The organism is Streptomyces sp. NBC_01618 (assembly GCF_045209435.1).
Lineage (GTDB): Bacteria > Actinomycetota > Actinomycetes > Streptomycetales > Streptomycetaceae > Streptomyces.
Genome location: NZ_CP109297.1, coordinates 7,861,583 through 7,885,322 on the forward strand (window position 1 = coordinate 7,861,583; position 23,740 = coordinate 7,885,322).

Here is a 23,740-nt window from a genome sequence, read left to right on the forward strand (position 1 = left end):
GATCACCACCTTGCCAGTTGACCGAGCTTTTGCCTTAGCGGGGCCTTGAAATTAGAACTATGACTTCATAGGTTTACGGCCAACTCCCGACAGCACCAGAAAGGTTCCCGCCCATGGAGGCAACGGCCATCCGGTTGCAGAACCTGCGTAAGTCCTTCGGCCGGACAGAGGCTGTGGCCGGAGTCGACCTGGAGATCGCGGACGGCGAGTTCTTCTCGATGCTGGGGCCGTCCGGCTCCGGCAAGACCACAGTGCTCCGGTTGATCGCCGGCTTCGAGGCTCCCACCGGCGGAACCATCGAGCTCGCAGGCTCCGACGTCACCGGTCTGGCCCCCTTCGCACGCGACGTGCACACCGTCTTCCAGGACTACGCGCTCTTCCCGCACATGACCCTGGAGCAGAACGTCGCCTACAGCCTCAAGGTCCGCAAGGTGCCCAAGGCCGAGCGTCTGAAGCAAGCCAGGGAGGCACTGGCGAGCGTGCGGCTCGCGGACTTCGGCACGCGTCGCCCGTCCCAGCTCTCCGGAGGCCAGCGCCAGCGCGTGGCGCTGGCCCGCGCCCTCGTCGGCCGTCCGAAGGTGCTGCTGCTCGACGAGCCGCTGGGCGCCCTCGACCTCAAGCTGCGCGAACAGATGCAGGTCGAACTCAAGGCGATCCAGCGCGAAGTCGGCATCACCTTCGTCTTCGTCACGCACGACCAGGAGGAAGCGCTGACCATGAGCGACCGGATCGCGGTCTTCAACCAGGGCCGCGTCGAACAGATCGGGACCCCGGCCCAGATATACGAACGCCCTGCCACCCCGTTCGTCGCGGGCTTCGTGGGTACGTCGAACCTGCTGACCGACGCCGCCGCGGAGCAGGTCGTGGGCGACCGGGGAACGTACAGCATCCGGCCGGAGAAGATCCGCGTACTCAAGGAGTCCGCCATCGCCGACGAGCCGCAGCACTCCCGTGCCACCGGCACCGTCGCGGAGGTCGTCTACCTCGGGGACGCCACCCGCTTCCTGGTGGACCTCGACGCAGGCGGCCGGCTCACCGCCCTTCAGCAGAACCTGGAGACATCCTCCGAGGACGTCGCCGCCTTCCGTGGCTCCCGAGTCACGCTCCAGTGGCACCGACGGCACAACTTCCAGGTGCCTGAAGCCCGGTGAGCGCACGCACCCGCACGCCCCGTACCCGCCCCTTCCCTCTTCTGTGGAGATCCCCTGTGCGTCTGAACCGAACGTCCCGAGCAGCGGCCGCGCTCGGCGCCCTGCTCCTCGCCACCGCCTGCGGTTCGTCGGACACCGCCGGCACGTCGCCCGGCGGCAGCGACTTCACCCCGCCCAAGCTCGCCGCGCAGAAGACCCTCGGCAAGACGGAGGGCCAGGTGAATCTGATCGCGTGGGCCGGATACGCCGAGGACGGCTCCAACGACCCGAAGGTCGACTGGGTCACCGACTTCGAGAAGCAGACCGGCTGTCAGGTCAACACCAAGACCGCGGGCACCTCCGACGAGATGGTCAGCCTGATGAAGACCGGTCAGTACGACGCGGTCTCCGCCTCCGGTGACGCGGCGCTGCGGCTGATCGCCTCCGGCGACGCCGCACCCGTCAACACCGAGTTGGTGCCCAACTACAAGGACGTCTTCTCCGGGCTGAAGGACCAGCAGTGGAACTCGGTCAAGGGTGTCTCCTACGGCATCCCGCACGGCCGCGGCGCCAATTTGCTGATGTACAACACGAAGAAGGTCTCCCCGGCGCCCGACTCCTGGTCCGCGGTCTTCGACAAGTCCTCGGCGTACAAGGGGAAGGTCACGGCGTACGACTCGCCGATCTACATCGCGGACGCCGCCCTGTACCTGATGAAGACCAAGCCGTCTCTCGGCATCAAGGACCCGTACGCCCTGGACCAGAAGCAGTTCGACGCCGCCGTCGACCTGCTCAAGGAGCAGAACGCCGACATCGGTGAGTACTGGAGCGACTACCTGAAGGAGGTCTCCGCCTTCAAGAGCGGTGACTCGGTGGTCGGCACCAGCTGGCAGGTGATCCTGAACACCGCCCAGGCCGAGAAGGTCCCCGTCAAGGCCGTCCTCCCCAAGGAGGGCGCCACCGGATGGTCCGACACATGGATGATCTCCGCCAAGGCCAAGCACCCCAACTGCGCCTACAACTGGATGAATTGGATCATCTCTCCGAAGGCGAACGCCCAGGTCGCCGAGTACTTCGGTGAGGCCCCGTCCAACGCGAAGGCTTGCACGCTGACCGCGGACAAGAGCCACTGCACCACCTACCACGCCGCCGACGAGTCGTACTGGAAGGACGTCCACTTCTGGACCACGCCCATCGCGCAGTGCGTGGACGGACGTACGGACACCACGTGCGTGCCGTACGCGAAGTGGGTCCAGGCCTGGACCGAGATCAAGGGCTGAGGGTCACCTGTCCATGACCACCACCGCGCCTGCCGCCGGACCCGTCCGGCGGCTCGCCGGGACCCTGCACCGCCGCCCCCGGCTGCAGCTGTCCCTGCTGCTCTCCGCGCCACTGGCCTGGCTGGCCCTGGCCTACCTCGGCTCGCTCACCGTGCTGTTCCTCTCCGCGTTCTGGACCACGGACTCCTTCACCTCCAACGTGGTGAAGATCTGGAACACGGACAACTTCACCGCATTGTTCACCACCGACGTCTACCGTCAGGTCGCCCTGCGCAGCATCGGCGTGGCCCTCGCGGTCACCGCGCTGTGTGTACTGATCGCCTTCCCGATCGCCTTCTACACCGCCCGCATCGCGAACCCCAAATGGCGGCCGCTCCTCGTCGTGGCGATCCTCACCCCGCTGTGGGCCAGCTACCTCGTCAAGGCCTATGCCTGGCGGCTGATCCTCGCCCAGGGCGGCCTGCTCGACTGGACGCTGAAGCCACTGGGACTCGAGGGGCCCGGCTACGGACTGACCGCGACCGTCCTGGTGCTGACCTACCTGTGGCTGCCGTACATGATCCTGCCGATCCACGCCGGACTCGAACAGATCCCGGCCGGCCTCCTGGACGCCTCCGCAGATCTCGGCGCCCGCACCGGGCGGACCTTCCGCTCCGTGGTGCTGCCGATGATTCTGCCGTCCATCGCGGCCGGCTCGGTCTTCACCTTCTCGCTCAGCCTCGGCGACTACATCGCCGTACAGATCGTCGGCGGCAAGACACAGCTCATCGGAAACCTCATCTACTCCAACATCACCCTGGACCTGCCGCTGGCCGCCGCACTCGGCACCGTGCCCGTCGTGGTCACCGTGCTCTATCTGCTCGCGGTGCGCCGTACCGGAGTCCTCAGCAGCCTCTGACCCCTCTCCTTCACCTCCGTATCACGCACAGCGAAGGCCCCCGATGAATCTCTCCCGCCCCGCGCGCGTCACACTGCGCATCGCCGCCGGGCTCGGTTTCGCGGTGATCTACGTCCCGCTGCTCCTGGTCCTTGTCAACTCCCTCAATCCGGACCGCAGTTCGGGCTGGCCGCCACCCGGCCTCACCTTCGACTGGTGGGTGGCCGCCTGGCACAGCTCAGGCGCCCGCGACGCGCTGTGGACCTCGGTCAGGGCCGGGCTCGGCGCGACCGCGATCGCCCTGGTCCTCGGTACGCTCATCGCCTTCGCCTGCCAGCGCTACAGGTTCTTCGGACGCGAGGCCATCTCCTTCGTGGTCGTCCTGCCGATCGCACTGCCGGGCATCGTCACCGGTGTCGCGCTCAACACCGCCTTCCGTACCGTCCTCGAACCGCTCGGAGTGGGCCTCGGAATGTTCACGGTGGTCGTCGGCCACGCCACCTTCTGCATCGTGGTCGTCTTCAACAACGTGATCGCCCGGCTGCGCCGGATGCCGGGATCGTACGAGGAGGCAGCCATGGACCTCGGGGCCCACACCTTCCGCACGTTCCTCGACATCACCTTCCCACTGGTGCGCTCCGCGCTGCTGGCGGGCGGACTCCTCGCCTTCGCCCTGTCCTTCGACGAGATCGTCGTGACGACGTTCACCGCCGGCCCCGGTGTCCAGACCCTCCCTGTCTGGATCTTCTCCAACATGGCCCGCCCCCAACAGGCCCCCGTCGTCAACGTCGTTGCCGCCGTCCTCGTCCTGCTGTCCGTCATACCGATCTACCTCGCTCAGCGGCTGTCGTCGGACACTGCTGTTGGCAGCCGCATCTGATGGGAGCAACCCCCCGTATCGCGAGAGATGGCTGACATGCTCACCTTGGGCGGGGAAGCGCCGGACGGCGTTCTCATTCCGCCGGGGGCCCTCGGGCGCCGGGCAGCGGCTGAGAGATCATCTCAACTGGCCTGATCCCTAGGCTTGCGGACGTGATGGCAATCGTAGAACGTCTGGCGCCGGATGGGCTGTGGGAGTTGTTCCAGCGAGTGGTTCCGGCTGCTCCGGCACGCCCCCAGGGCGGTGGCCGACGCCGGTATGGGGACCGGCAGGTGCCCCCGGCCATCGTGTTCTGGCCGGGGGGACCTGCCGGGTTTGAACCGCGTAGATCGCGGCAAGAAGGGATCAAAGATCCACTTCATCACTGAGCGGACCGGTCTGCCCATCTCCATCAGGATCTCCGCCGCGAAAACCCGAGACAGCCAGGGGCTGAAACCCCTCGTGCGGGGTATCCCGCCCATCCGCTCGCGCCGCGGGCCACCTCGGCGCCGACCGGCCAAGCTGCATGCCGACAAGGGCTACGACTTCGACCATCTGCACGGCCGGTGACAACTTCATGCTCACCAACGACATCGGCCTTCCCTACCTGCTGCACCTGACCACCGCCCAGTAACAGAAGCGCCCACTGCCCGGCATCACCCGGGGTGACACAGTGCCGGCCATCGCCATGACCGAGCCGTCGGCGGGCTCGGACCTGCGCGGTATGCGCGCCACCGCGACCTGGACGGGCGACAGCTACCGGCTCAGCGGCGCCAACACGTTCATCGCCGACGGTATCCAGGCCGAACTGGTCACAGTCGCGGCACACGTCCGCCGGGACGGAGCTGAGGGCCTCGGACTGCTCGTGGTCAAGAAGGTCGTCCCGGCCTTCCGACGACACACGTCACGCACCGTCTTCGTCGTACGAGGGGCGCGCCCCAACCGGTACAGGTCCGGGCGCGCCCTTCGTACCTGTGCGCTACAGGGCGCCGTACTCGCCGACCCGGTGACCGGCCACCCAGGTCTGCAGGACCTCCGTCTGCCACAGGGCGCGCCCTGCGGGCAGATCGAACGGGTCGGTGTCGAGCAGGATGAAGTCGGCCCACTTGCCCGGCTCCAGGCCGCCCAGCACCTTCTCCTGGTGCGCGGCGTACGCCGCGTCCACGGTGAAGGAGCGCAGGGCCTCGACCGGGGTCATGGCCTGCTCCGGATACCAGCCGCCGGACGGCTTGCCCTCGCGGTCCGTGCGGGTGACGGCCGCGTGCAACCCGTCGAAGGGGTTCTCGGACGAGACGGGGAAGTCCGAACCCGAGGCGACGACCGAGCCCTGGTCGAGCAGACTGCGCCAGGCGTAGCCGCCCTTGATGCGGTCCGGCCCGACGCGGGTCTCGGCCATGTTCATGTCGTCCGTGGCATGCACGGGCTGCATCGAGGCGATGATGCCCAGCCTCTTGAAGCGTGGAATGTCGTCGAGGGCGATGATCTGGGCGTGCTCGATGCGGTGCCGCAGCCCCTGGTCGCCGACGGCGCTGAAGCCGCGTTCGTACGCGTCGAGGACGACGCGGTTGCCGAGGTCGCCGATCGCGTGTACCGCGGCCTGGTAGCCGCCCCGCAGGATCACTTCGACCCGGCGGTTGAGCTCGGCCGGCTCCATCTGGAGCAGCCCCTTGGCCGACGGCCTGTCGCTGTACGGCTCTATCAGGGCCGCCCCGTGGCTGCCGAGCGCCCCGTCCATATACAGCTTGACCGTACGGATGCGCAGCATGTCCTCGGCGTACGAGTCGGTCCGGGCGTCCGCGCCGATCTCGGTGAACGCCTCGTAGTCCAAGAAGGCGTTGAGACGCAGTGTCAGGTCCCCGGCGGATGCGAGCTGCCGGAGGACGACGACGCCGTCCGCACTCGTGCCGGCGTCGGACACGGACGTCAGGCCGACGGCGTTGAGCCTGGTCTGCGCCGCCAGCGCCCGGTCCCGTACGTCCTCGAGGGTCGGTTCGGGCAGTTGGGAGGCGACGAACGCCTTCGCGGCGTCGACGAAGACGCCGGTCGCGGCGCCGGAGGCGTCGCGCACGATCTGGCCGCCCGCCGGGTCGGGGGTGTCGGCCGTGACCCCGGACAGCCGGAGCGCCTGGGAGTTGGCCACGCCCGCGTGTCCGTCGACGCGCACCAGCCACACCGGACGGTCGGACACGACGGCGTCCAGGTCCTGGGCGGTGGGAAGACGCCCCAGGCCCCAGACGACCTCGTTCCAGCCGCGGCCCTGGATCCAGGTCTGCTCGGGGTGCGCGACGGCGTACGCGGCGAGCCGGTCCATCGCCTCCTGGAGCGACCTGGTCCCGGCGAGGTCGAGCTGGACGGCGAGCGCGCCGATGCCCCAGAGGTGCCCGTGGGCGTCGTGCAGTCCGGGCAGCAGCACGCGCCCGCGCCCGTCCAGACGCCGGACGTCCCGTACCGCGCCGGGGTCGAGGGCGGCGACCTTGCCGCCGGGGGTGACAAGCATGCGGGAGAAGCGGCGCAGCCGTCCGCCACGGGTGACGGTGTAACCGCGGACGTTGTCCACGAGGAGCGGGCCGGCCCCCTCGGCACCGGCGCCCGGCACGCTGCGCGGCGCGGCGGCGGCGGTCCCCGCGAACGCCGCGCCCGGCAGGGCGGCCGCGGCGGCGCCGGCACCGATCAGCTTGAGGAACTGGGCTCGTCCTATTCGAGGACCGGGTGGAATGGTGCAGCAGGCATCGCACATGGATGTGACTCCGTGAAAGGTGAGGTGCCGAGCGGCCGCGGCGGAAGGGCAGGCAAGAGGGCGTCCCGGAGACCGCGTCGGCCGTTGGGGCCGAAGGGTTCTGACGGGGTCACACATTTCGGTGCTCGAACGCTATCGACCGCAAACTGGACGGTCAAGGTCCGTGCACGCCGAAGGAATCTTGGATTCCGGGGGCGTTGCAGAGCAATCGCTTCTCTCTGCCGGCATCCTCCGGCTACCGCTTCCTTGCTGCTGGCATCGGTATCACCCCGCTCATGCCGATGCTGGAGCAAGCGGACGCGCGGGCGCCGAATGGACGCTGCCCCACCTGGGCAGGTCCCGTTACTCGATGGTGTTCCGGTGCGAGACATCCGACAACTACCCCGGCAGGGCGGACATCCGCACCGGCGACGAGCGCGGGGCGCCCGACCTCTCCGTGCCCCTCGGCGGTCCGCCTTCACCGTGAAACTGGCGATGTCCGGTGTGGAGTCGGAGGTGCCGGAGGGGCACGACATCGTCGATGTCCTCGAAGATGCCGTCCGGGGGCTACCAGCCGCACCCATCGGGCCACCGCCCTGTTCTGCACCGAGACGGACGCGATGACGGGCGCGATGAAGGGCGCTGCGGGCCGTACGGGAGCATCAGCTGTCCTACCCGGAGGGCCTGTCGCTGATCGGCTGCGGCGACCGCGCCCGGGCCGCCCGTGCCTACGCCCGCCGCGCCCGGGCCGCAGGCGACTGAGCGCATCCGGGGCCGGGCAGCTTTCGCGCAAGGGCACGAGCTGCTGTCGGTGGTGGTGACACACCGTTCCTAGCCAGTGGGCATGAGTGGGTCCTGGACCCACTGATGTGTACTGGGCGCATCCCGAACGGTGTTGGATGCACTCGGTCCCCGCTTTCGCGTCCCGTTCGGCGGCACGCCTCTGGGGGCGTGGTCCGTTGCGGGTGGGCGGGTTCCGTCACGCCCCCGTGCACCTGGTCCGGCCTGGGCGGTCCGATGCCCCGCACGATCGCTCCGGTCGTGTGGGGGCGGTGCCGTCCGACGCCGGACCGGGTGTCCGAGGGCGCGTCGTCCGATCGCGATGCCGGCGGCATCGTGACGGGACATCTTTCGCTTGGGGGTGGCCAGTGGTTTCTGCCAGTGCTGGGCACCCCACATCGAGGTGTAGGCGGGATCGACAGCGACGATCGCAAGGCCGTGTTCGGCGGCCATGGAGACCAGCCGGGCCTTGAGCTTCCCGGTCGGGATGCCAGAGATCAGCTGCCGGAACCGTTTCCTACGGCCGTGCTTCTCGCGGGATTTCTCGGTCGTGAAGTCGAGGTCTTCGATACCGATCGCGGTAACACCGCACCGCTTGGCCCAGTTGATCAGGCGGGTCAGGGCGTGACGGATCTGGGCATCGCGATGAGCGGTGGTGCCGGACAGGTCGTAGGGGAAGCGGCGCGGGTCGCCGACCGGATTGCCATGCTGGTTGAGCTGGTAGGCGGCGAAGTGGTCGGCGTTGGTGTCCACGCCGATCAGGCCCCGGGCGCGGGCGCGGGCGCGGGCGCGGGCGCGGGCGCGGGCGGTGGCCAGTGGGATGGTCTGGACGACGGGGCGTTGCCAGGAGGCGGTGAGGTACCAGCGGCGGCGGTCGGTGTCGAGGTGGATGCGGTAGGCGACGGCCCGGTTCGCTTCGATGCGGTCGGCCCACTCCACGCCCCGGTGCGCGAACGCCACGGTCGAGGTGAGGGTGTACCGGCCATGCTTGGCATTGGCCAGGTGGGCGAGCGGGGCGGGCAGTTTGATGCTGACCTCGCCGGTGGGGGTGATGCGGATCGTCTCGTTCCCGAACCGCTTCCCGGACTCGCCGTCGGCGGCGATGAACCAGCGCTCCGCCTTCCAGCGTTCCCGCCACTGCTCCTCGGTGAGGTGGGCGTCGGCGAGGTGGTGGCGGGTGTTGAGGAGGCGTTTGCCGCCCCGCACGACCCGGACGCGTCCGGCCTGCCGGTCACGGACCGCAGCAGCATGCCGCGCCTCCAACGCCGCGAGACGGCGGGACTTGTGGAACCACTCACCCTTGGAACGGTAGCCACCCGCTGCTCGCTTCGTTCCTCGCTCACCGATCGGGAGGGACAGGCGGTGCCGCAGCGTCCCGATCCCGGCTTCCAGCGTCTGGATGTGCGCGGCCTGGCAACGGCGCGCCAGCGCCCACTGGTCATGCGTGGCCTTGGTGATCGCCCCCGCGATCCGCGACGACGACACCCCGGTCAGGTCCCGCTTACGCGACGCCCAGGTCTCCGCACCGTGCTCCAGGCCATCCGCACAACGGACCCTGAGGTCACGGGAAGCGAGCGCGCCCTGATACGCGCCGACCGCCCGCAGAACCTTCTCGCCCTGGGAGGTGAGGCGCTTGAGACGGTCCCGGACCGCCACCCCACAAGGCCCGGGCACCACGAACGGCGCCGCCAACTCCCGTACACCACCCACCACAACACCCCCTCCCACGAGACCCGACAACCGCTACCCAGCCCAACGAGCACCAGCCGCCAAGGTCACCCATTCGGCCCCAGAACCCCCGTTCCCACCCCATGAAGCCGCCGACAGGACCCACTCCTGCTCACTAAAACTCACTTCAGCTCAGCAAACCGACAGCAGCTCACAACCCCTGGAGAACACCGTGGTTAGTATCTTCTCGAAATTCTCCCCGATACCCCCGCCCGTATCGTGCTGGGCACGCGCCCGGCGGCCCAGCGGGTATCCCGGTAACGACCCCGGGATACAGGCGAACTGAATCCGACGGCCTATGGTGGGCGTACTCGTACGATCAGTGGGTTGGTGATGATGAGGCGACCGACAGCACACGGACCGGCGCTCGCCGGTTTCCGCGCCCTGCTGGGCCTGCTCATTGCCGTGGTGGCACTGTTGTGCGTGTACCGCCAGGCGGCGGGGACGGAGCACCGTGCCACGCCGGTCGGGTTCTCCGTCGGCGTCGAACAGCCGCAACCCGAAGCACGGGCCTCACACGCCACGGAAGGCGACGCTTCCGCGTCACCCTGCGGTAAGAAGGCGGTCCTCGAACAGAGTGCCCCCCGCGCCGACAGCCAGCCGCTCGTGGCCCTCTCCTCGTACCTGTCCGCTCACGGCCCGGCCATCAGGCCCGGGCCCGCCTTCGGTCTCAGGGCTTCGCCCGGGGGCCCCGCGCCACCTCGCCCCTTCGCTCTCATCTCCGTTCTGCGGATTTAGACCGACCGCCCCGTCGTGTCCCTGAATCCCGTGGAACGGAGTAACCGAACATGTCTTCTTCCCCGCGCTCACTGAGCCGTGCGGGTATGGCGCTGCGCGCTTGGGGGCCCCGGCAGTGGGCCACGGCCGGCGCCGGCGCACTGACGACGGCGGTACTGGTCGGCGTGCCGACCGATGTCGTCCCCAGCCCGCTGTTCTCCCGGTCGGTTCCCGTGCAGTGGTGGAACTATCCGGCACTCGCCGTCACCGCCGCCCTCGCCGGGCTCGTCCTGAGCACCTATGTGCGCCCGCCCGCTCCGACCGGAACCAAGGAACCGTCCCGCGACAGCCGTCTGGGCTGGCTGGGCGGTCTGCTGTCGTTCCTGGCGGTCGGCTGCCCGGTCTGCAACAAACTCGTCCTGCTGCTGCTCGGCGCCTCCGGGGCGCTCAGCTACTGGGCGCCCCTGCAGCCGCTGGTCGCCCTCGCTTCCGCTGCCCTGCTCGCCGAAGCCGCACTGCGCCGTCTGTCGGCCCAGGACGCGTGCCCGGTACCGGCCTCCGCCTGACATCAGGCGCCCCCCTTTCGCTCTTCCTCCGCATCAGGAGAGGTACGTCATGCCCGACAACAGCACCCCGCTTCCGCGCCGCACAAGCCGTATAGAAGAAGTTCTGGGAGTTCCACGACGTGGCCTACAGCACGCCGCGCGCGAAACGCCGGCGGGTTCAGCCAGGACCAACTCGTCGCCATGGCCCGCAAGGCAGGCGTCGCAGACATCAACCGGTTCCTGACGGACATGGCGTCCGCCGAAGCCCGCGAGGCCGTACGACGTGATCAGGAAGAGGGCTACGGGCTGGGGGTCACCAGCACTCCGGCGTTTCTGGTGAACGGCCGGCCGATTCTGGGCGCGCAGCCCACCGACGCCTTCGAAGAGGCCATCGACGCGGCGGCGAAAGCAGCCGAGCGATGAGCGAGGTGGGTCTGCTGGTCGCGTTCGGAGGCGGGCTGCTCGCACTGCTCAGTCCCTGCAGCGCCCTGCTGGTGCCGGCGTTCTTCGCCTACTCCTTCACCAGTCGCACCAAACTGATGACCCGCACGGCATTGTTCTAAGCAGGACTGTGCACCGCCCTGGTACCGCTGGGAGTCTCCGGTTCCTTCGCCAGCCGCCTGTTCTACGGGCACCGCGACGTGCTCGTCACCGTCGGCGGCTGGACCGTTATTGCCCTTGGAGCCGCACAGATCCTCGGCCTAGGGTTCGGCTCACGCCGGCTCCGGCAGGCCGTCGGGAAACGTCGTTCGGGATCGGCGGCATCCGTGATCGGAGCGGTGTATGGGCTGGCAGGATTCTGCGCCGGGCCGATCCTCGGCGGAATTCTCACGGTCACTGCTGTGGACGGGGATCCCTTGCACGGCGGATTGCTGCTCGCCGTCTACGCCCTCGGTATGGCCGGGCCGATGTTCGTGCTGGCTTCTTTGTGGGACCGCTTCGACCTTGGTAGAAAGCGGTGGCTGCGCGGGAGGACGCTGGCCGTGGGGTGCTTGTCGCTGCACACCACGTCCTTGGTCGGCGGCACGCTGTTCATCGTTCTGGGAGCTGCGTTCCTGGCGTTTGACGGAACATCGTCGCTGCTGAGCGTTGATATCGGGTTCGCGGGCGGCCAGGAATCTCACCCTGCTGACGGCACCTGCCACTACCGTGGGCGGCTATGACCGACGACAGCATCTGGGACCATTTGCCCGACACCCCCATGGCACGCACCGGCGCGTTCCGCCTGACCATGATCGAGCGGCCCTTTCCCGGCCCGTACGGTTCTCTGCCTCCCCACGACCACGCCCGGGCTCGCGGCATCGCCGCAAGCCTCACCACCGTCGAGGAGATCACCGCCGAGCTGGGATCCCGCCACGTCGGCGACGAGTTCCCTCACGAGACCCGGGCCGATCTCGAACAGATCCGTGTCGGCTGCTGGGGGCCGGTTACCGAGATCACGGATGCGGCCTTCGCTCACCGCGGCGAGTTCGTCCCCTTGGCCGAACACGCCGAAGCCCTGGCCAAGCTGCATCCGAACGCGGCTCTCATCGGGTCGGTCACCGTCGACTTCTCCATCCGCTACCGGTGCTTCCTCTTCATCCACCCTGATGGAACCCGTCTGTGGGCCGATGGGTGGGCCGGTGAAGCCCCTTGGACCGTCAACGGAAACGTCCACGACACCATCGACGCCTTCGCCGCCCACAACGCAGCGGAAGGCATCGGCTTCGACGCAGACGCCGAACCCGGCGTCATGGCATGGGACGAGCTGGAAGACGCCGTCTTGCGCACCGTCATGCCCGTCGGGCGGCGTCGGCTGATGCTGTCCGTCTTCCGTGTGAGGCGCCCTCGCGAGGTGGCCGTGAACCTGGAAGAGACCTGGCTCGAAGAGTAACGATCCGACCACAAAGGCTTGTTGGCCGAAACGAGCGTCTGTTTCCCGCACCTTCCAGGTGGCGTCGCCCCTAAGGTTGACGGGTCGCCGGCGCCGCACTCTTTCCAGACGACTCGGAAGCCCCACGCGGCGCGTCCGGCACGGGCTTCCGCGGGGGAGAAACCGCATGACCATCCCGATATCACGGCCGGCGAGCCGTCTGGCGCGCCGGTGGGCGCGCCTCACGCTGGCCATCGGCGCAGCAGCCGCCGTCACCCTCACCGGGCTTCCCGGACTCCACATCAACCAGGCCGAGGCCGTACCCAAACCGCAGCGCTGTGACGAGAAGTACCTCGGGCACAGCTACGGCACCACTCCGCCCAACTCCGGTCCGCCGCTCAACGGCGACTACGATCCGTACCCGAACGACGAGAACTACACCTACGTCAACCCCGCCAGGGACTTCGACGGGGTCCTCGCACCCACCCAGGGGCAGCTCGACAAAGCCGGAACCGACTACAAATTGTGGCAGAAGCAGTTCGAGAAGACCGGCAAGCCCGAATACCGGGTCATGGAGATGTACGCCCGCTACCAGCGCCAGTACAACTCGCCCAGCGGGTACAAGGAGTGGAACCGGTGGATGGACATCCGCTGGCTTGCCCCCCACGGAAGCCCGCCCCGCGGCGAGGCGTTCATGGCCCGCATGGTCAAGAAGTACAACATGATCGGCCCGGACTGGTGGTGTGAGGACACCCTCCAGTACACCGACGAGAACGGCAAAAAGCAGAACAGGCGCGTGGATGCCCGTAACCGCGCCGAACTCCGCAACGTCGAGATCAAGTCGAACGGTCACGTCGAAGACGACCAGATGAAGGCCGACCGGCAACTCGCCAAACAGCGCCCCAAGGACAAGTTCCAGTACCTGACCGGCGCGGCCACGGACAAGCCCAGCAAGGACAAGATCCAAGCCTTCAACGAAGAGCTGAAGAAGGCACGAAATACCCGCGAGTCTCAGGCCGGCATAGTCGAACGCCGCTCCAACGCCATCGAGCGCCCACAGAAGCCGAACAACTACACCGAGTACGACCCGCGCTTCAACGCCGACCCGCTCAAGGCCGGACGCTCCCCGATCATGGACCAGGCGCTTCGCTCGGGGAAGACCCCTGAGGAAGCGTTCCGCATCCAAAAGCAGTACCAGGCCAGCAACCGCGGCGGCTACTTCATGCGTGGACCCGGCGGCATCGACTTCTCCACGATGGAGCTCAACTACGTCTCCACGCCCGTCAAGGGCAAGGGGATGAAGTACTCGATGAAGGCCGACTACGCGAAGGATCCGGACAGCAAGCCCGGTTACGGAGGCGAAGCCCGCCTCAACCTGGCCAGCGACGCATTCTTCACCTGGCTCGCCCTGACCCCCGACAAGTTCTGGGTCAACCTCAACCCGATCCGCCCGGACGTCATCCTGGACAAGGAGTTCGCCAAGACAGACGCCGGCCGCATCCTGCTGGAAGCAGACCTGACCCTCAAGCACGACTACGCCGACGCGATGAACCCCGACAAGTACGAGCGCGGGGAACGCTTCTGGCAGGCCGCTCCCCGTACCGCAGAGGGGCAGCCCTGCCTGCCGATCATCCGCCAGTGGATCACTCCTGAGCCCGCCACCGTCCGGGAGCAGGACGGCGGCATCTACATCCTCGACGCACCCCTCAAGGTCAACATGGAGGTGCCGACGGGCCCGGATGTCCCGCCGAACACCTGCAAGATCAGCGAGGCGCAGACCCGGCAGGCCGAAACCCTCATCAAGACGATGATCCGGCCCGAGCTGGAACGGCGCGTCAACGACGATCCGGCCTACGCCGACCTGCGCTACGTCTACCGCTCCCGCGTCGCGGCCGAGCACGTACGCCGCGCGGATGCGGCCCACCCCGCCGACTTCCACAAGATCATCAACAGCAACGACATCTCCAAGTGGAAGCTGCGCGCCCCGAATCAGAACTGGGACAAGAAGACCGTCTACGACAAGTACGTCCACTCGTTCAAGAACGGCGACTACAAGTTCGAGCGGACCTACGGCGGCAAGGTGTGGATCTTGTCCATGGGTGGGGTCGACTTCTCCAAGGCTCCCAAGCGCAACATCACGCACACCCAGTTCAACACTCAACATCCCGGCTTGGACAAGACCACCAAGACCTCCACAGAGGCGGAGACCACCTACCGCGGTACCGAGAAGGTCTTCCTGGGATCTTCTGGTGAACGCGGAGGCGGCGGTGGCGACCCCACGCCGACGCCTACGCCTACGCCTACGCCGACGGACACCGGCAAGCCCACGCCGACGCACAGCCCGTCGACTTCAGCGCCGAACCCGTCCACACCCGGCGCAGACCATGGCCGGCCGCCGGCGAAGAGCCCCGACGGCGACCTCGCCGACACCGGAAACAACACTCCCGTGGGCCTGATCCTGGGCATCGCCGCAGGGCTTGCCGCGGCCGGGGCAGTGCTCACCTGGTGGATGCGCCGCCGGAACCAGGAGCCCACCGGCTGACCTGAACAGGTGGTTGTGCCCATCGCGAGAGGGCCCCACCTCCACATCGGTGAATTTCAGGGGTTGTGGCAACCCGAGTGATCAACCGGCTCTGGTCAGGAGCCTGGCGAGACGCTCGGCCGGGGTTTCCCGGCCGAGCGTCTCGCGTGGGCGGCGGCGAAGTGGCGATGGCGTTTTAGGTGGGTGGGTTGTGGTGTGGGCGGAAGCGGATGTGCGCGCCTGGTGGGATCTGGCCGGCCAGGGGTAGGTCGGTGTGGTGGACTACTGCGATGACGGGGTAGCCGCCGGTGACGGGGTGGTCGGTGAGGAAGAGTACGGGTTTGCCGTTCGGGGGGACTTGGAGTGCGCCGGGGACCATGCCTTCGGCGGGTAGTTCGGTGTTTCGGGTGCGTATGAGCGTGGGGCCTTCGATGCGGATGCCGATCCGGTTGGTGTGATTGGTGGCTTGCCATTGTGCGGTGAACAGGGTGTTGAGGGAGGTGGTGTCGAACCAGTCGTCGCGTGGGCCGGGCCATACCCGGAGGGTGAACTCCTGGGGTGGCGGGTTGCGGGGGGCCAGGTCTACGCCGGGCATGGCGGCGGTGGGTGGGCCGACGGGGAGGTGGGTTCCGGGTTGTAGTGGGGCGGGGCCGGTGCCGGAGAGGAGGTCGGTGGAGCGGGAGCCGAGGGCCGGCGGTGGTTGGAGGCCGCCGCGTATGGCGAGGTAGGTGCGCAGGCCGCGTTGGGGTGTGCCCAGTGCCAGTGTGTCTGTGTCGTTGAGGGGGATGGGTCCGTTGAGTGCGACGGGTCTGCCGTTCACGGTGGCGGGGCAGGGCGCTCCGGTCAGGGCGATGTAGGTGGCTGACGGGGTGCCGTTGCGGTGCCGGCAGTGCAGCCGGATCCGGAGACCGCCCCAGGTCGCTTCTATCGCGGCTGTGTTTTCGGGGTTGCCGATGAGGCGGTTGGCCAGGGCGAGGGAGTCGGGGTCGGCGGCGCCGGAGGCGGAGACGCCCAGGTGAGACCATCCGGGGCGGCCTAGGTCCTGGACGGTGGCCAGTGGTCCGGGGGAGAGGATTTCGAGCCGGCAGTCGCGAGCGGTGGCTGTCACGGTGCCTCCTGCGCGACGAATCGTACGGTTGCGCCGGGCGTGAGCAGGGCCGGGGGGTCGCGGTCCTGGTCCCACAGCGGGATCTCGGTGGCGCCGAGCAGTTGCCAGCCGCCCGGTGAGGAGCGCGGGTATATGCCGGTGAACCCGCCGGCGACCGCGACGGCTCCGGCGGGTACGGCGGTTCGTGGTTCGGCCCGCCGGGGCAGTGACAGCACTGGGTCGGTGCCTACCAGGTAGCCGAATCCGGGGGCGAAGCCGGTGAACGCGACTGTGTAGAGCGGGCTGGTGTGCCGGGCGATCACCTCGGGCACGCTCAGGCCGGTCAGTTCGGCGACGTCGTCCAGGTCCGGCCCGTCGTAGCGCACGGGAACGACGAGCACGTCGTGGGCCTGGGCCGTGTTCTGCGCAGCTGCCGATGTCTTCCCTTCCTCGTGCAGTTCTGCGGCGCGTTCCGATACCGCCTGGGCCAGGGTGTTGTGGGTGGTGGCCGACGGGTCGTAGGTGATGAGCAGTGTGCGTGCTGCCGTGACCAGTTCCCGTACGCCCGAAGGGGGTTGCTGTTGCAGTGCGTCGCGCAGGGCGAGGACGTCGGTGAGGTCGTCGAGTTCGGCCAGCAGGGCCGTGCTGCCCATCCGGCGGGCCCCGCGCAGCGGGGTTTTCATCGGGTCAGCGCTCCTGGCGGGGTGCCGGGACGGCGAAGGCCCGGGGGGAGAGGCCGGCTGCGTCGAACTCCTTGCGCAGCCGGCGGGCGATGTTCACGGCGCCCGGGGTGTCGCCGTGAACGCACAGGGAGCGGACCGTCAGCCGGACCTCGCTGCCGTCGATCGCTTCGACGGTGCCCTGGGTCACCATCCGCAGGCAGCGGCGCACGATTTCCTCGGGGTCGTGGAGTACGGCGCCGGGCTCGCGGCGGGAGACCAGGGTGCCTTGGGGGGTGTATGCGCGGTCGGCGAACGCCTCGTGGACCGGGGTCAGCCCGGCCTCGGCGGCGGTCCGCAGCCAGGCGCTGCCTGGCAGGCCGAGGACCGGCAGGCCGGGGTCGTAGCGGCGTACGGCGTCGGCGACGGCGGCGGCCTGCGGTTCGTGGGTGACGATGGCGTTGTACAGCGCGCCGTGCGGCTTGACGTAGGCGACGCTGGTGCCGGCCAGGCGGGCGAAGCCGTCCAGTGCGGCTATCTGGTACACGACGTCGTTGACCAGTTCCCGCGGGTCGACGTCGATGAAGCGGCGGCCGAAGCCCGCAAGGTCGCGGTAGCCGACCTGGGCCCCGATCATCACGCCGCGTTCGGCGGCGCGTTCGCACACGCGGCGCATCACGCTGGGGTCGCCCGCGTGGTAGCCGCAGGCCACGTTGGCGCTGGTGACGATGGAGAGCAGGGCTTCGTCGTCGCCCATCGGCCACTGGCCGAAGCCCTCGCCGAGGTCGCTGTTCAGGTCGATGACGGGGTGTGCCACGGCGGTGTTCCTCTCGAAAGGTGCGGGATGGTCAGCTCTGCCAGCCGGGCCGGGTCATGCCGTGCAGGTTGCGGTACTCGGCGCGCCGGGGCGAGGACCAGCCCTCCAGCAGTTCCGGGTCCACCCGGTAGACCTCTACCCCGATGGGGTTGCAGACCTCGATCGGGTCGTGGGCGTCCGGGCCCCACATGGGTACGGACAGGTCGCCGCCGGGGCAGGTGGACAGGGCACACAGCAGGTCGAGTTCGGCGAAGAACTCGAAGTGGTCGCCGGGGCGGGCGGGGCAGTCCTTCATGAAGTACTGGTCGTTCTCGTTGAGGCCGGTGCACTGGAAGACGTTGAGCACGTCGTGCACGTCGAACTCGGTGAGCCCGTAGGGCAGCACGGCCCGCACGAGGTTGGAGTGGCAGTGGAAGTCGAAGTCCTCGCCGGTGAGCATGCGATTGACGTACGGGTCGCAGCGAGTGCCCAGCAGGTCGTGCACCCGTCCGCCCTCGACGTCGGTCCCGTACCCGGCGAGGGTGTCGCCGGTGATGGTGAGCAGCGGGCGCAGGAAGGGCAGGTTGGACCAGAGGCGGTCGTAGGTGCTGACGTGGGCGCGCTGGAGCTGTCGGGTGCGGGCCGCCCACAGGCGTTCGCGCGGGTCGTTCGCGTTCCACACATTGAAGTCTCCGACCTGCGGGCCGTCCACGGTGACCAGGCGGCACAGGTGCCCGGCCGGTACTTCCCAGGCCCGGCCGGAGCGGATCGGGACGGTGAAGCTGTCGACCAGCTCCCGGCCTTCCGGGTTGCTGGAGACGCGGTCGTAGAAGGTCCGGTCGACGTCGAGCGGCCCGCCCTTGGTGGCCTGGTAGGCGGCAGCGGTGGTGGCCATGCGAATCCTCATTTCCTGGGAGATGCCCGAGGACTCCCGGGAGCTTTCCTGGGAGCCGGACGGCGGTGTGGCGGCGGTCAGTGCTGCCGGGCGGCAGCGGCAGCGCGGACCATGTCGACGACCTCGCGCTCGGAGTCGTCGAGGTACTGGCGCAGGGCGGCGGCGGCGTCGGCGCGGTGGCCCGATCTGAGCAGGTCGCAGACCTCGCGGTCCCGCGGCACCCACTGCACCTGGAATTCGGGTTCGCGCGGGAACTCGGCGAATGCGAGGCGCAGCTGGGCGACGATCGTGTCGAAGAAGCGGTCGAGCCGTGCGCTGCCGAGCAGGTGCACGACGGCCCGGTGGAAGCCCAGGGACCAGGTCCCGACCTCGCTCCACCGGCCCGCCGCAGCCTCCTGCTCGGCCTTCGCGACGCGCAGCTCCAGGCCGTCCAGGGCCTGTTCGGTGGCGTAGACGCTCTCCTCCACGGCCCGCAGCTCGAAGCAGCGGCGGGCCGCGTAGATGTCGTGCACATCGGTGACCTCGAGCTGCTTGACAGCAGCGCCCTTGTACAGCTGGTGGACCGCGAGGCCCTCGTGGACCAGCAGCCGTACGGCCTCGCGCAAGGTGTTGCGCGAAACGCCGAGATCGGTGGCGAGCGCGGCGTCGCGCAGCGGAATGCCGGGGGGCAGTTCGCCCCGGCTGATCCGTTCGCGCAGTTGGTCGGCCACGGATGCGGCCGCAACATCGGCGGGCTGCGCCTTGAGGCGGCTCTCGTCATCGGTCATGCCGCCGACAGTAACCCAGAATTGTTCATCAATCTAGATTCGGGGGAGACGCGCCTTCGTGGTCGGTGCCGCTTAAAACCTGGGGAATAGCGGTGCCCGGGGTTCCCGAAGCTCCCTGGAATCGTCCGGCCCTTGACAGGATCGTTCAAGCATTTCTACGTTGACGCCCATCGTCGGCCGCGTTCCGGCTGCTGAGTACAGCAGCCGGCGCCAATCCGCTGTCTGCCACCGTCGTCCGGCAATCGGCAGCCCCGGCCGCGCCGTCCCCCGACTCCCCAACAGAGGTGGCCGCATGTCGCCGTCCCCCGCTTCCTCCGCCGTTCCCTCAGGCCCCACTGCCACGACGCCCCCGCCCGGCACCACCGAAAGCAGTGGCCGTGACCTGCTGGAGGACAGCAGGCTCAGCTCGTTTCACCGTCGCCTGACCGTCTATTCGGCCGGGGGCCCCTTCCTCGACGGACTGATCCTCGGCGCGATCGGCGTGGCGCTGACCCAGCTGGGCCCGAAGTGGAATCTGGGCGGGGTGTGGGAGGGGCTGCTCGCGGCAGCCGCCCTCCTGGGCCTGCTCGTCGGAGGCACGGTCTTCGGCTTTGTGACCGACCGCTTCGGCCGCCACATCATGTACACGATCGACCTGGCCGCCATCGTCGTCTTCTCCGTCGCCCAGGCCTTTGTCAGCGGCCCGGAACAGTTGCTGGTGCTGCGCTTCCTCATCGGCATCGCCGTCGGTGCGGACTATCCCATCGCCACCTCACTGCTCGCCGAGTTCTCGCCGCGCAAGCACCGCGGCGCCATGCTCGGAGTGCTCACGGTGATGTGGTCCCTGGGCAGCGCGGCCGCCTACCTGCTCGGCGATCTGCTGCTGAAGCTCGGCCCGGACGGCTGGCGCTGGCTGCTGGCCTGCCCGGCCGTGCCCGCGGCGGTCCTCGTCCTGATGCGGATGGGCACTCCCGAGTCGCCCCGCTGGCTGCTGTCCCAGGGGCGTGTCGAGGAGGCGCAGGCGGTGATGCGCAAGGTCTTCGGCCCGGGCGCGAGCGTTGCAGACCTGGGCACCCCGGCCGAGCCGGCCCGATTCACGGCGGTGTTCCGCGGCGCGTACGGCAGGCGCACCGTCTTCGTCTCCGTCTTCTGGGCCTGCTCGGTGATGCCCATCTACGCGATCTACGCTTTTGGCCCGCAGCTGCTGACGGCGATGGGCCTGGCGGGTGAGGACAGCAGCAACCTCGGGTCGGGAGTGATCAGCCTGGTCTTCCTGGCGGGGTGCGTGGCGTTCCTGCCGCTGCTCGGCCGCTACGGCCGCCGCCCCCTGCTCATCGTCTCGTTCGCCGCCGCCACCGTCCCGCTGCTGCTGCTCGGGTTCTTCCCCGACCTCTCCCCGGCGCCGACCGGCCTGCTGTTCGCGGTGTACGCGATCGCCATCGGCGGGCCGACGCTGCTGCAGTGGATCTACCCGAACGAGTTGTTCCCGACCGGGTTCCGGGCTACGGCCGTGGGCATCGGCACCGGGTTCAGCCGCGTCGCCGCGGCCGCGGGCACCTTCCTGACCCCCATCGCCCTGGGGCAGTGGGGTGTGGGTCCCACTTTGCTGCTGGCCGGCGGGGTGTCCCTGGTGGGCACGCTCGTCTCCGTGGCACTGGCCCCCGAGACGCGCGGTGTTTCGCTGGAAAGCTCCAGCGCTGCCTGACCCGGTGTCCGGCCCTATATTGCCTACTCCGGGGGCGTGGGCGTGTCGTGGGTGCGGTACATCGCCTGTATGTCCAGTTCCAGTTGGACGGTGGGTCCGACGACAGCGATCCCGCGAGCCGGCATCGAGCGCCAGTTGAGGGTGAAGTCCTCGCGGTGGAGTTCCGCCCTCAAGAACGTCTCTCGTCGGGGTGATGACCGGATGTCCGCCCGGTGCACGGGCGTCAGACCAGTACCGTGCGCAGGCACACGGGTGCGATGGCCGCGGGTTCCGGCAGGCGCAGACCCCGGCAGCCGGGCGTGATCGAGCCCAGGATGCTGGGACGGCGGGCGCCGGTGCATGCCGGGACCGTCCCCGTCAGTCCATGCGCGGTCAGGAACCCCAGGACGGCGAAGGCGTAGGCCTCCTTGGCTGCCGATGGCAACCCGAGGTCGTCGGAGTCCCGCAGCGGGATGTCGTGCAGTGCGGTGCGGAGCATGGCCATCAGGGTGGGGTTGCGGGTTCCGCCGCCAGAGGCGATGACCTCGCTCGCCGCGGCCGAGCGGACCGCGTCGGCGACCGTGCGGGCGGTGAGCCGGGTGACGGTGGCAATCACGTCCTCGGCCGGGAGCCGATCACGGCCGGCCAGAGCAGCCCGCAGGTAGGGCCAGTGGAACAACTCCTTGCCGGTCGTCTTGGGCGGCGGTTTCGCGTAGTACGGCTCGTCGAGGAGCCGCTGCAGCAGATCGGCGTCTACGCTGCCCCGCGCGGCCAGCGCCCCGTCCTGGTCGTAGTCCAGCCGGCCGTTGGTGAGGGCGTGCACCGCCGCGTCGACGAGGGCGTTGGCCGGGCCGGTGTCGAAGGCGACCGGGTCACCCGTTCCGGCGGCCACCGTGAGGTTGGCGATGCCGCCGAGATTCAAGGCGGCGGGCCTGCCGGGCCGCCCGCGCAGCCACATGACGTCGACGATGCTCACCAGGGGCGCTCCCTGGCCGCCGGCGGCGACGTCGCGGGAGCGCAGGTCGGAGACCACCGGGCAGCCGGTGGCTTCGGCGATCCAGGCGGGCGAGCCGATCTGCAGCGTGCCGTGCACCCGGCCCTGCTCGGCCCAGTGGTAGACGGTCTGGCCATGCGAGGCGACGAGGTCGGCGCGACCGTCGCACAACTCCCGGTCGGCCCGGGCGGCCAGCGCGGCGAAGGCCTGGCCGATCCGGGTGTCGAGCAGGCACACGTCCTTCATCGTGGTCGCCGCAGGCGGCAGCGCGGCGGTCAGAGCGGTCCGCAACTCTGCCGGGTAGGGGTCGCTCACCATCCCAAGAGGTGTCAGCAGCAGGCTGTCCCCCTGGAGCGTCAGGTCGGCCGCGGCGGCGTCGACCGCGTCGTGGGAAGTCCCCGACATCAGCCCGATGACCCGCATCCTCGCACCTCTCTCCCGGCCCGTCGGGCTGTCAGTCGCGCAACGCGCGGCGGTGGTTGTCGCCGCGCAGGGTGAGCAGGGCGAGCGTGCTGACGGCACAGGTCACGACCACGTAGTGCGCGGGGATGTCGATGTTGCCGGTGCGCTGGATCGCTTCGGTGATGATCAGTCCCGCGCATCCGGAGAAGACCGCGTTGGACAGCGAGTACGCCAGGCCCAGGCCGGTGTAGCGGACACTGGTGGGGAACATCTCGGCGAGCATCGCGGGCCCTGGTCCCGCCATCAGGCCGACGACGGCGCCGGCGACGAAGACCGCGAGACTCTTGGCGGCCGTCGAGGCAGCATGATCCTGCAACAGGTGCAGCAGGGGGAACGCGAGGACGGCCACGAGCACCGCCCCGGCCACCATCACCGGGCGTCGGCCGATCCGGTCGCTCAGGGCGCCCGCCGGGATGATGGAGGCCGCGAAGCCCAGGTTGGCGAGGACCGTGGCGACCAGGGCCTGCTGGAACGTCGCGTTCAGCGTGCTCTGCAGGTAGGACGGCATGACGACCAGAAAGGTGTAGCCGGCCGCCGACCAGCCCATGAGCCGGCCGGCACCGAGTGCGATGGCCATGGCCACCTCTCGTGCGGGGGCGGGAGCCGGTGGCACCGCTTGCGGGTGGCCTCCTGCGTCCGCGGTCCCGGTCTGGGCCCGGGCCCGCCGGAAGGAGGGGGACTCCTCCAGCTTCAGCCGCAGCCACAGGGCGGCGAGCCCCAGGGGGAGTGTCAGCAGGAACGGCAGCCGCCAGCCCCACCCGTTGAGCTCGGGCTCGGTCAGCACGCTTGCCAGCAGCGCCGCCATGCCCGCTCCGGCGAGCAGACCGAGCGCCACCGTGAAGGACTGCCAGGCCCCGTACAGGCCGCGCCTGCCCGGCGGGGCGAACTCCGTCATGATCGAGGCGGCACCGCCGAACTCCCCTCCCGCGGACAGGCCCTGGAGGATGCGTAGCAGCGTGAGCAGCCACGGCGCCGCGGCGCCCAGCGTGGCGTACGTCGGCAGCAGGCCGATCAAGGTGGTGGCGCCGGTCATCAGCAAGATGACGAGGATCAGTGTGGGGCGCCGTCCCATCCGGTCGCCCACGCGGCCGAAGACCGCCGCGCCGACCGGGCGGAAGAAGAAGGCGAGCGCGAAGGACGCGTAGGTCTTGACGAGTGCCTCGGCATCACTTCCGCCGTCGGGGGTGAAGAAGTTGGCGGCGATGATGGTGGCGAAATATCCGTAGACGCCGAACTCGTACCACTCGATGAAGTTGCCGACCGACCCCGCCACCAACGCCCTGCGCGATCGTGGTGGCTTGACGGTCCCCTCGACCGGGTTGGGCACAGGGGTGGTCATGCGGAGCCCCTTCATCGTCGTCGATGCCATCCAGACGGAAATGTTTCCTGGGCGGAAGTTAGTTTCATCAGCC

18 protein-coding genes and 4 pseudogenes are annotated in these 23,740 nt (G+C 69.0%); 12 read left to right on the forward strand and 10 right to left on the reverse strand.

Features of this window, described 5'->3' with window-relative positions:
* Positions 1 to 113 precede the first annotated feature (113 nt).
* The 6 genes and pseudogenes from OH735_RS36695 to OH735_RS36720 form a co-directional block, all read left to right on the forward strand.
* Positions 114 to 1,151: an ABC transporter ATP-binding protein gene (locus OH735_RS36695; RefSeq protein ID WP_406386077.1), complete on the forward strand. Its 1,038-nt coding sequence runs from the start codon at positions 114 to 116 to the stop codon at positions 1,149 to 1,151.
* Positions 1,152 to 1,207: 56 nt separating this feature from the next.
* A complete protein-coding gene (locus tag OH735_RS36700) occupies positions 1,208 to 2,410 on the forward strand; it encodes an ABC transporter substrate-binding protein (RefSeq protein ID WP_406386079.1) in 1,203 nt (400 codons plus the stop codon).
* 13 nt (positions 2,411 to 2,423) lie between these two features.
* Complete coding sequence (locus OH735_RS36705; RefSeq protein WP_406386080.1) at positions 2,424 to 3,308, forward strand: ABC transporter permease; 885 nt, start codon at positions 2,424 to 2,426, stop codon at positions 3,306 to 3,308.
* 43 nt (positions 3,309 to 3,351) lie between these two features.
* Positions 3,352 to 4,167, forward strand: coding sequence for an ABC transporter permease (locus OH735_RS36710; protein ID WP_406386082.1), 816 nt, complete (start codon positions 3,352 to 3,354; stop codon positions 4,165 to 4,167).
* A 155-nt stretch (positions 4,168 to 4,322) separates the two neighbouring features.
* Positions 4,323 to 4,704 (forward strand): annotated as a pseudogene (locus OH735_RS36715) (transposase); the annotation flags it as partial.
* A 130-nt stretch (positions 4,705 to 4,834) separates the two neighbouring features.
* A pseudogene (locus tag OH735_RS36720) lies at positions 4,835 to 5,068 on the forward strand (acyl-CoA dehydrogenase family protein); the annotation flags it as partial.
* A gap of 57 nt (positions 5,069 to 5,125) precedes the next feature.
* On the opposite strand, the gene OH735_RS36725 reads toward OH735_RS36720, so the two are convergent.
* Positions 5,126 to 6,883, reverse strand: a complete 1,758-nt coding sequence (locus tag OH735_RS36725) for an amidohydrolase (protein WP_406386084.1) — start codon at positions 6,881 to 6,883, stop codon at positions 5,126 to 5,128.
* 810 nt (positions 6,884 to 7,693) lie between these two features.
* The gene (locus tag OH735_RS36730; RefSeq protein ID WP_406386085.1) at positions 7,694 to 9,352 is read right to left on the reverse strand and encodes an IS200/IS605 family accessory protein TnpB-related protein; all 1,659 of its coding nucleotides are present in this window, start codon (positions 9,350 to 9,352) and stop codon (positions 7,694 to 7,696) included.
* Between the two features lie 806 nt (positions 9,353 to 10,158).
* Between OH735_RS36730 and OH735_RS36735 the strand changes: the two genes are divergently transcribed.
* From OH735_RS36735 to OH735_RS36755, 5 genes and pseudogenes are all read left to right on the forward strand, one after another.
* A complete protein-coding gene (locus OH735_RS36735; RefSeq protein WP_406386086.1) occupies positions 10,159 to 10,653 on the forward strand; it encodes a hypothetical protein in 495 nt (164 codons plus the stop codon).
* Positions 10,654 to 10,751: 98 nt separating this feature from the next.
* Positions 10,752 to 11,055 (forward strand): annotated as a pseudogene (locus OH735_RS36740) (DsbA family protein); the annotation flags it as partial.
* Positions 11,052 to 11,738: pseudogene (locus OH735_RS36745) on the forward strand (cytochrome c biogenesis CcdA family protein); the annotation flags it as partial. The pseudogenes OH735_RS36740 and OH735_RS36745, both read left to right, overlap by 4 nt.
* 53 nt (positions 11,739 to 11,791) lie before the next feature.
* Positions 11,792 to 12,505: a DUF6333 family protein gene (locus tag OH735_RS36750; protein WP_406386087.1), complete on the forward strand. Its 714-nt coding sequence runs from the start codon at positions 11,792 to 11,794 to the stop codon at positions 12,503 to 12,505.
* A 166-nt stretch (positions 12,506 to 12,671) separates the two neighbouring features.
* Positions 12,672 to 15,026, forward strand: coding sequence for a hypothetical protein (locus OH735_RS36755; protein ID WP_406386089.1), 2,355 nt, complete (start codon positions 12,672 to 12,674; stop codon positions 15,024 to 15,026).
* Positions 15,027 to 15,201: 175 nt separating this feature from the next.
* Here OH735_RS36755 and OH735_RS36760 read toward each other — a convergent pair whose 3' ends face one another.
* From OH735_RS36760 to OH735_RS36780, 5 genes are all read right to left on the reverse strand, one after another.
* Positions 15,202 to 16,113: a biotin-dependent carboxyltransferase family protein gene (locus OH735_RS36760; RefSeq protein ID WP_406386090.1), complete on the reverse strand. Its 912-nt coding sequence runs from the start codon at positions 16,111 to 16,113 to the stop codon at positions 15,202 to 15,204.
* The gene (locus tag OH735_RS36765; RefSeq protein ID WP_406386092.1) at positions 16,110 to 16,775 is read right to left on the reverse strand and encodes an allophanate hydrolase subunit 1; all 666 of its coding nucleotides are present in this window, start codon (positions 16,773 to 16,775) and stop codon (positions 16,110 to 16,112) included. The genes OH735_RS36760 and OH735_RS36765 overlap by 4 nt, the downstream gene beginning before the upstream one ends.
* 4 nt (positions 16,776 to 16,779) lie before the next feature.
* Complete coding sequence (locus OH735_RS36770) at positions 16,780 to 17,508, reverse strand: LamB/YcsF family protein (RefSeq protein ID WP_406386902.1); 729 nt, start codon at positions 17,506 to 17,508, stop codon at positions 16,780 to 16,782.
* A gap of 91 nt (positions 17,509 to 17,599) precedes the next feature.
* Complete coding sequence (locus OH735_RS36775) at positions 17,600 to 18,442, reverse strand: urea carboxylase-associated family protein (protein WP_406386093.1); 843 nt, start codon at positions 18,440 to 18,442, stop codon at positions 17,600 to 17,602.
* 77 nt (positions 18,443 to 18,519) lie between these two features.
* A complete protein-coding gene (locus OH735_RS36780) occupies positions 18,520 to 19,209 on the reverse strand; it encodes a GntR family transcriptional regulator (protein ID WP_406386095.1) in 690 nt (229 codons plus the stop codon).
* 292 nt (positions 19,210 to 19,501) lie between these two features.
* Here OH735_RS36780 and OH735_RS36785 point away from each other — a divergent pair, with 292 nt between their 5' ends.
* On the forward strand, positions 19,502 to 20,893 hold the full coding sequence (locus OH735_RS36785) for an MFS transporter (protein ID WP_406386097.1): 1,392 nt from the start codon (positions 19,502 to 19,504) through the stop codon (positions 20,891 to 20,893).
* Between the two features lie 23 nt (positions 20,894 to 20,916).
* On the opposite strand, the gene OH735_RS36790 is transcribed toward OH735_RS36785, so the two are convergent.
* From OH735_RS36790 to OH735_RS36800, 3 genes are read right to left on the reverse strand one after another with little or no spacing between them, the layout of a single operon-like run.
* Positions 20,917 to 21,066 (reverse strand): hypothetical protein, encoded by a 150-nt coding sequence (locus OH735_RS36790; RefSeq protein WP_406386988.1) that lies wholly within the window; start codon positions 21,064 to 21,066, stop codon positions 20,917 to 20,919.
* 50 nt (positions 21,067 to 21,116) lie between these two features.
* Complete coding sequence (locus OH735_RS36795; protein WP_406386098.1) at positions 21,117 to 22,289, reverse strand: anhydro-N-acetylmuramic acid kinase; 1,173 nt, start codon at positions 22,287 to 22,289, stop codon at positions 21,117 to 21,119.
* 31 nt (positions 22,290 to 22,320) lie between these two features.
* Positions 22,321 to 23,667 carry an MFS transporter gene (locus tag OH735_RS36800; RefSeq protein ID WP_406386100.1) on the reverse strand — a complete coding sequence of 449 codons (1,347 nt, stop codon included), beginning with the start codon at positions 23,665 to 23,667 and terminating at the stop codon, positions 22,321 to 22,323.
* Positions 23,668 to 23,740: the final 73 nt, after the last annotated feature.

What these genes read in the sequence shown, in the direction of transcription:
- OH735_RS36695 (WP_406386077.1), top strand. Translation starts at nt 114, where the DNA reads ATGGAGGCAACGGCCATCCGGTTGCAGAACCTGCGTAAGTCCTTCGGC.
- OH735_RS36705 (WP_406386080.1), top strand. Translation starts at nt 2,424, where the DNA reads ATGACCACCACCGCGCCTGCCGCCGGACCCGTCCGGCGGCTCGCCGGG.
- OH735_RS36710 (WP_406386082.1), top strand. Translation starts at nt 3,352, where the DNA reads ATGAATCTCTCCCGCCCCGCGCGCGTCACACTGCGCATCGCCGCCGGG.
- OH735_RS36725 (WP_406386084.1), bottom strand. Translation starts at nt 6,883, where the DNA reads ATGTGCGATGCCTGCTGCACCATTCCACCCGGTCCTCGAATAGGACGA.
- OH735_RS36735 (WP_406386086.1), top strand. Translation starts at nt 10,159, where the DNA reads ATGTCTTCTTCCCCGCGCTCACTGAGCCGTGCGGGTATGGCGCTGCGC.
- OH735_RS36750 (WP_406386087.1), top strand. Translation starts at nt 11,792, where the DNA reads ATGACCGACGACAGCATCTGGGACCATTTGCCCGACACCCCCATGGCA.
- OH735_RS36755 (WP_406386089.1), top strand. Translation starts at nt 12,672, where the DNA reads ATGACCATCCCGATATCACGGCCGGCGAGCCGTCTGGCGCGCCGGTGG.
- OH735_RS36765 (WP_406386092.1), bottom strand. Translation starts at nt 16,775, where the DNA reads ATGAAAACCCCGCTGCGCGGGGCCCGCCGGATGGGCAGCACGGCCCTG.
- OH735_RS36770 (WP_406386902.1), bottom strand. Translation starts at nt 17,508, where the DNA reads ATGGGCGACGACGAAGCCCTGCTCTCCATCGTCACCAGCGCCAACGTG.
- OH735_RS36775 (WP_406386093.1), bottom strand. Translation starts at nt 18,442, where the DNA reads ATGGCCACCACCGCTGCCGCCTACCAGGCCACCAAGGGCGGGCCGCTC.
- OH735_RS36780 (WP_406386095.1), bottom strand. Translation starts at nt 19,209, where the DNA reads ATGACCGATGACGAGAGCCGCCTCAAGGCGCAGCCCGCCGATGTTGCG.
- OH735_RS36785 (WP_406386097.1), top strand. Translation starts at nt 19,502, where the DNA reads ATGTCGCCGTCCCCCGCTTCCTCCGCCGTTCCCTCAGGCCCCACTGCC.
- OH735_RS36795 (WP_406386098.1), bottom strand. Translation starts at nt 22,289, where the DNA reads ATGCGGGTCATCGGGCTGATGTCGGGGACTTCCCACGACGCGGTCGAC.
- OH735_RS36800 (WP_406386100.1), bottom strand. Translation starts at nt 23,667, where the DNA reads ATGACCACCCCTGTGCCCAACCCGGTCGAGGGGACCGTCAAGCCACCA.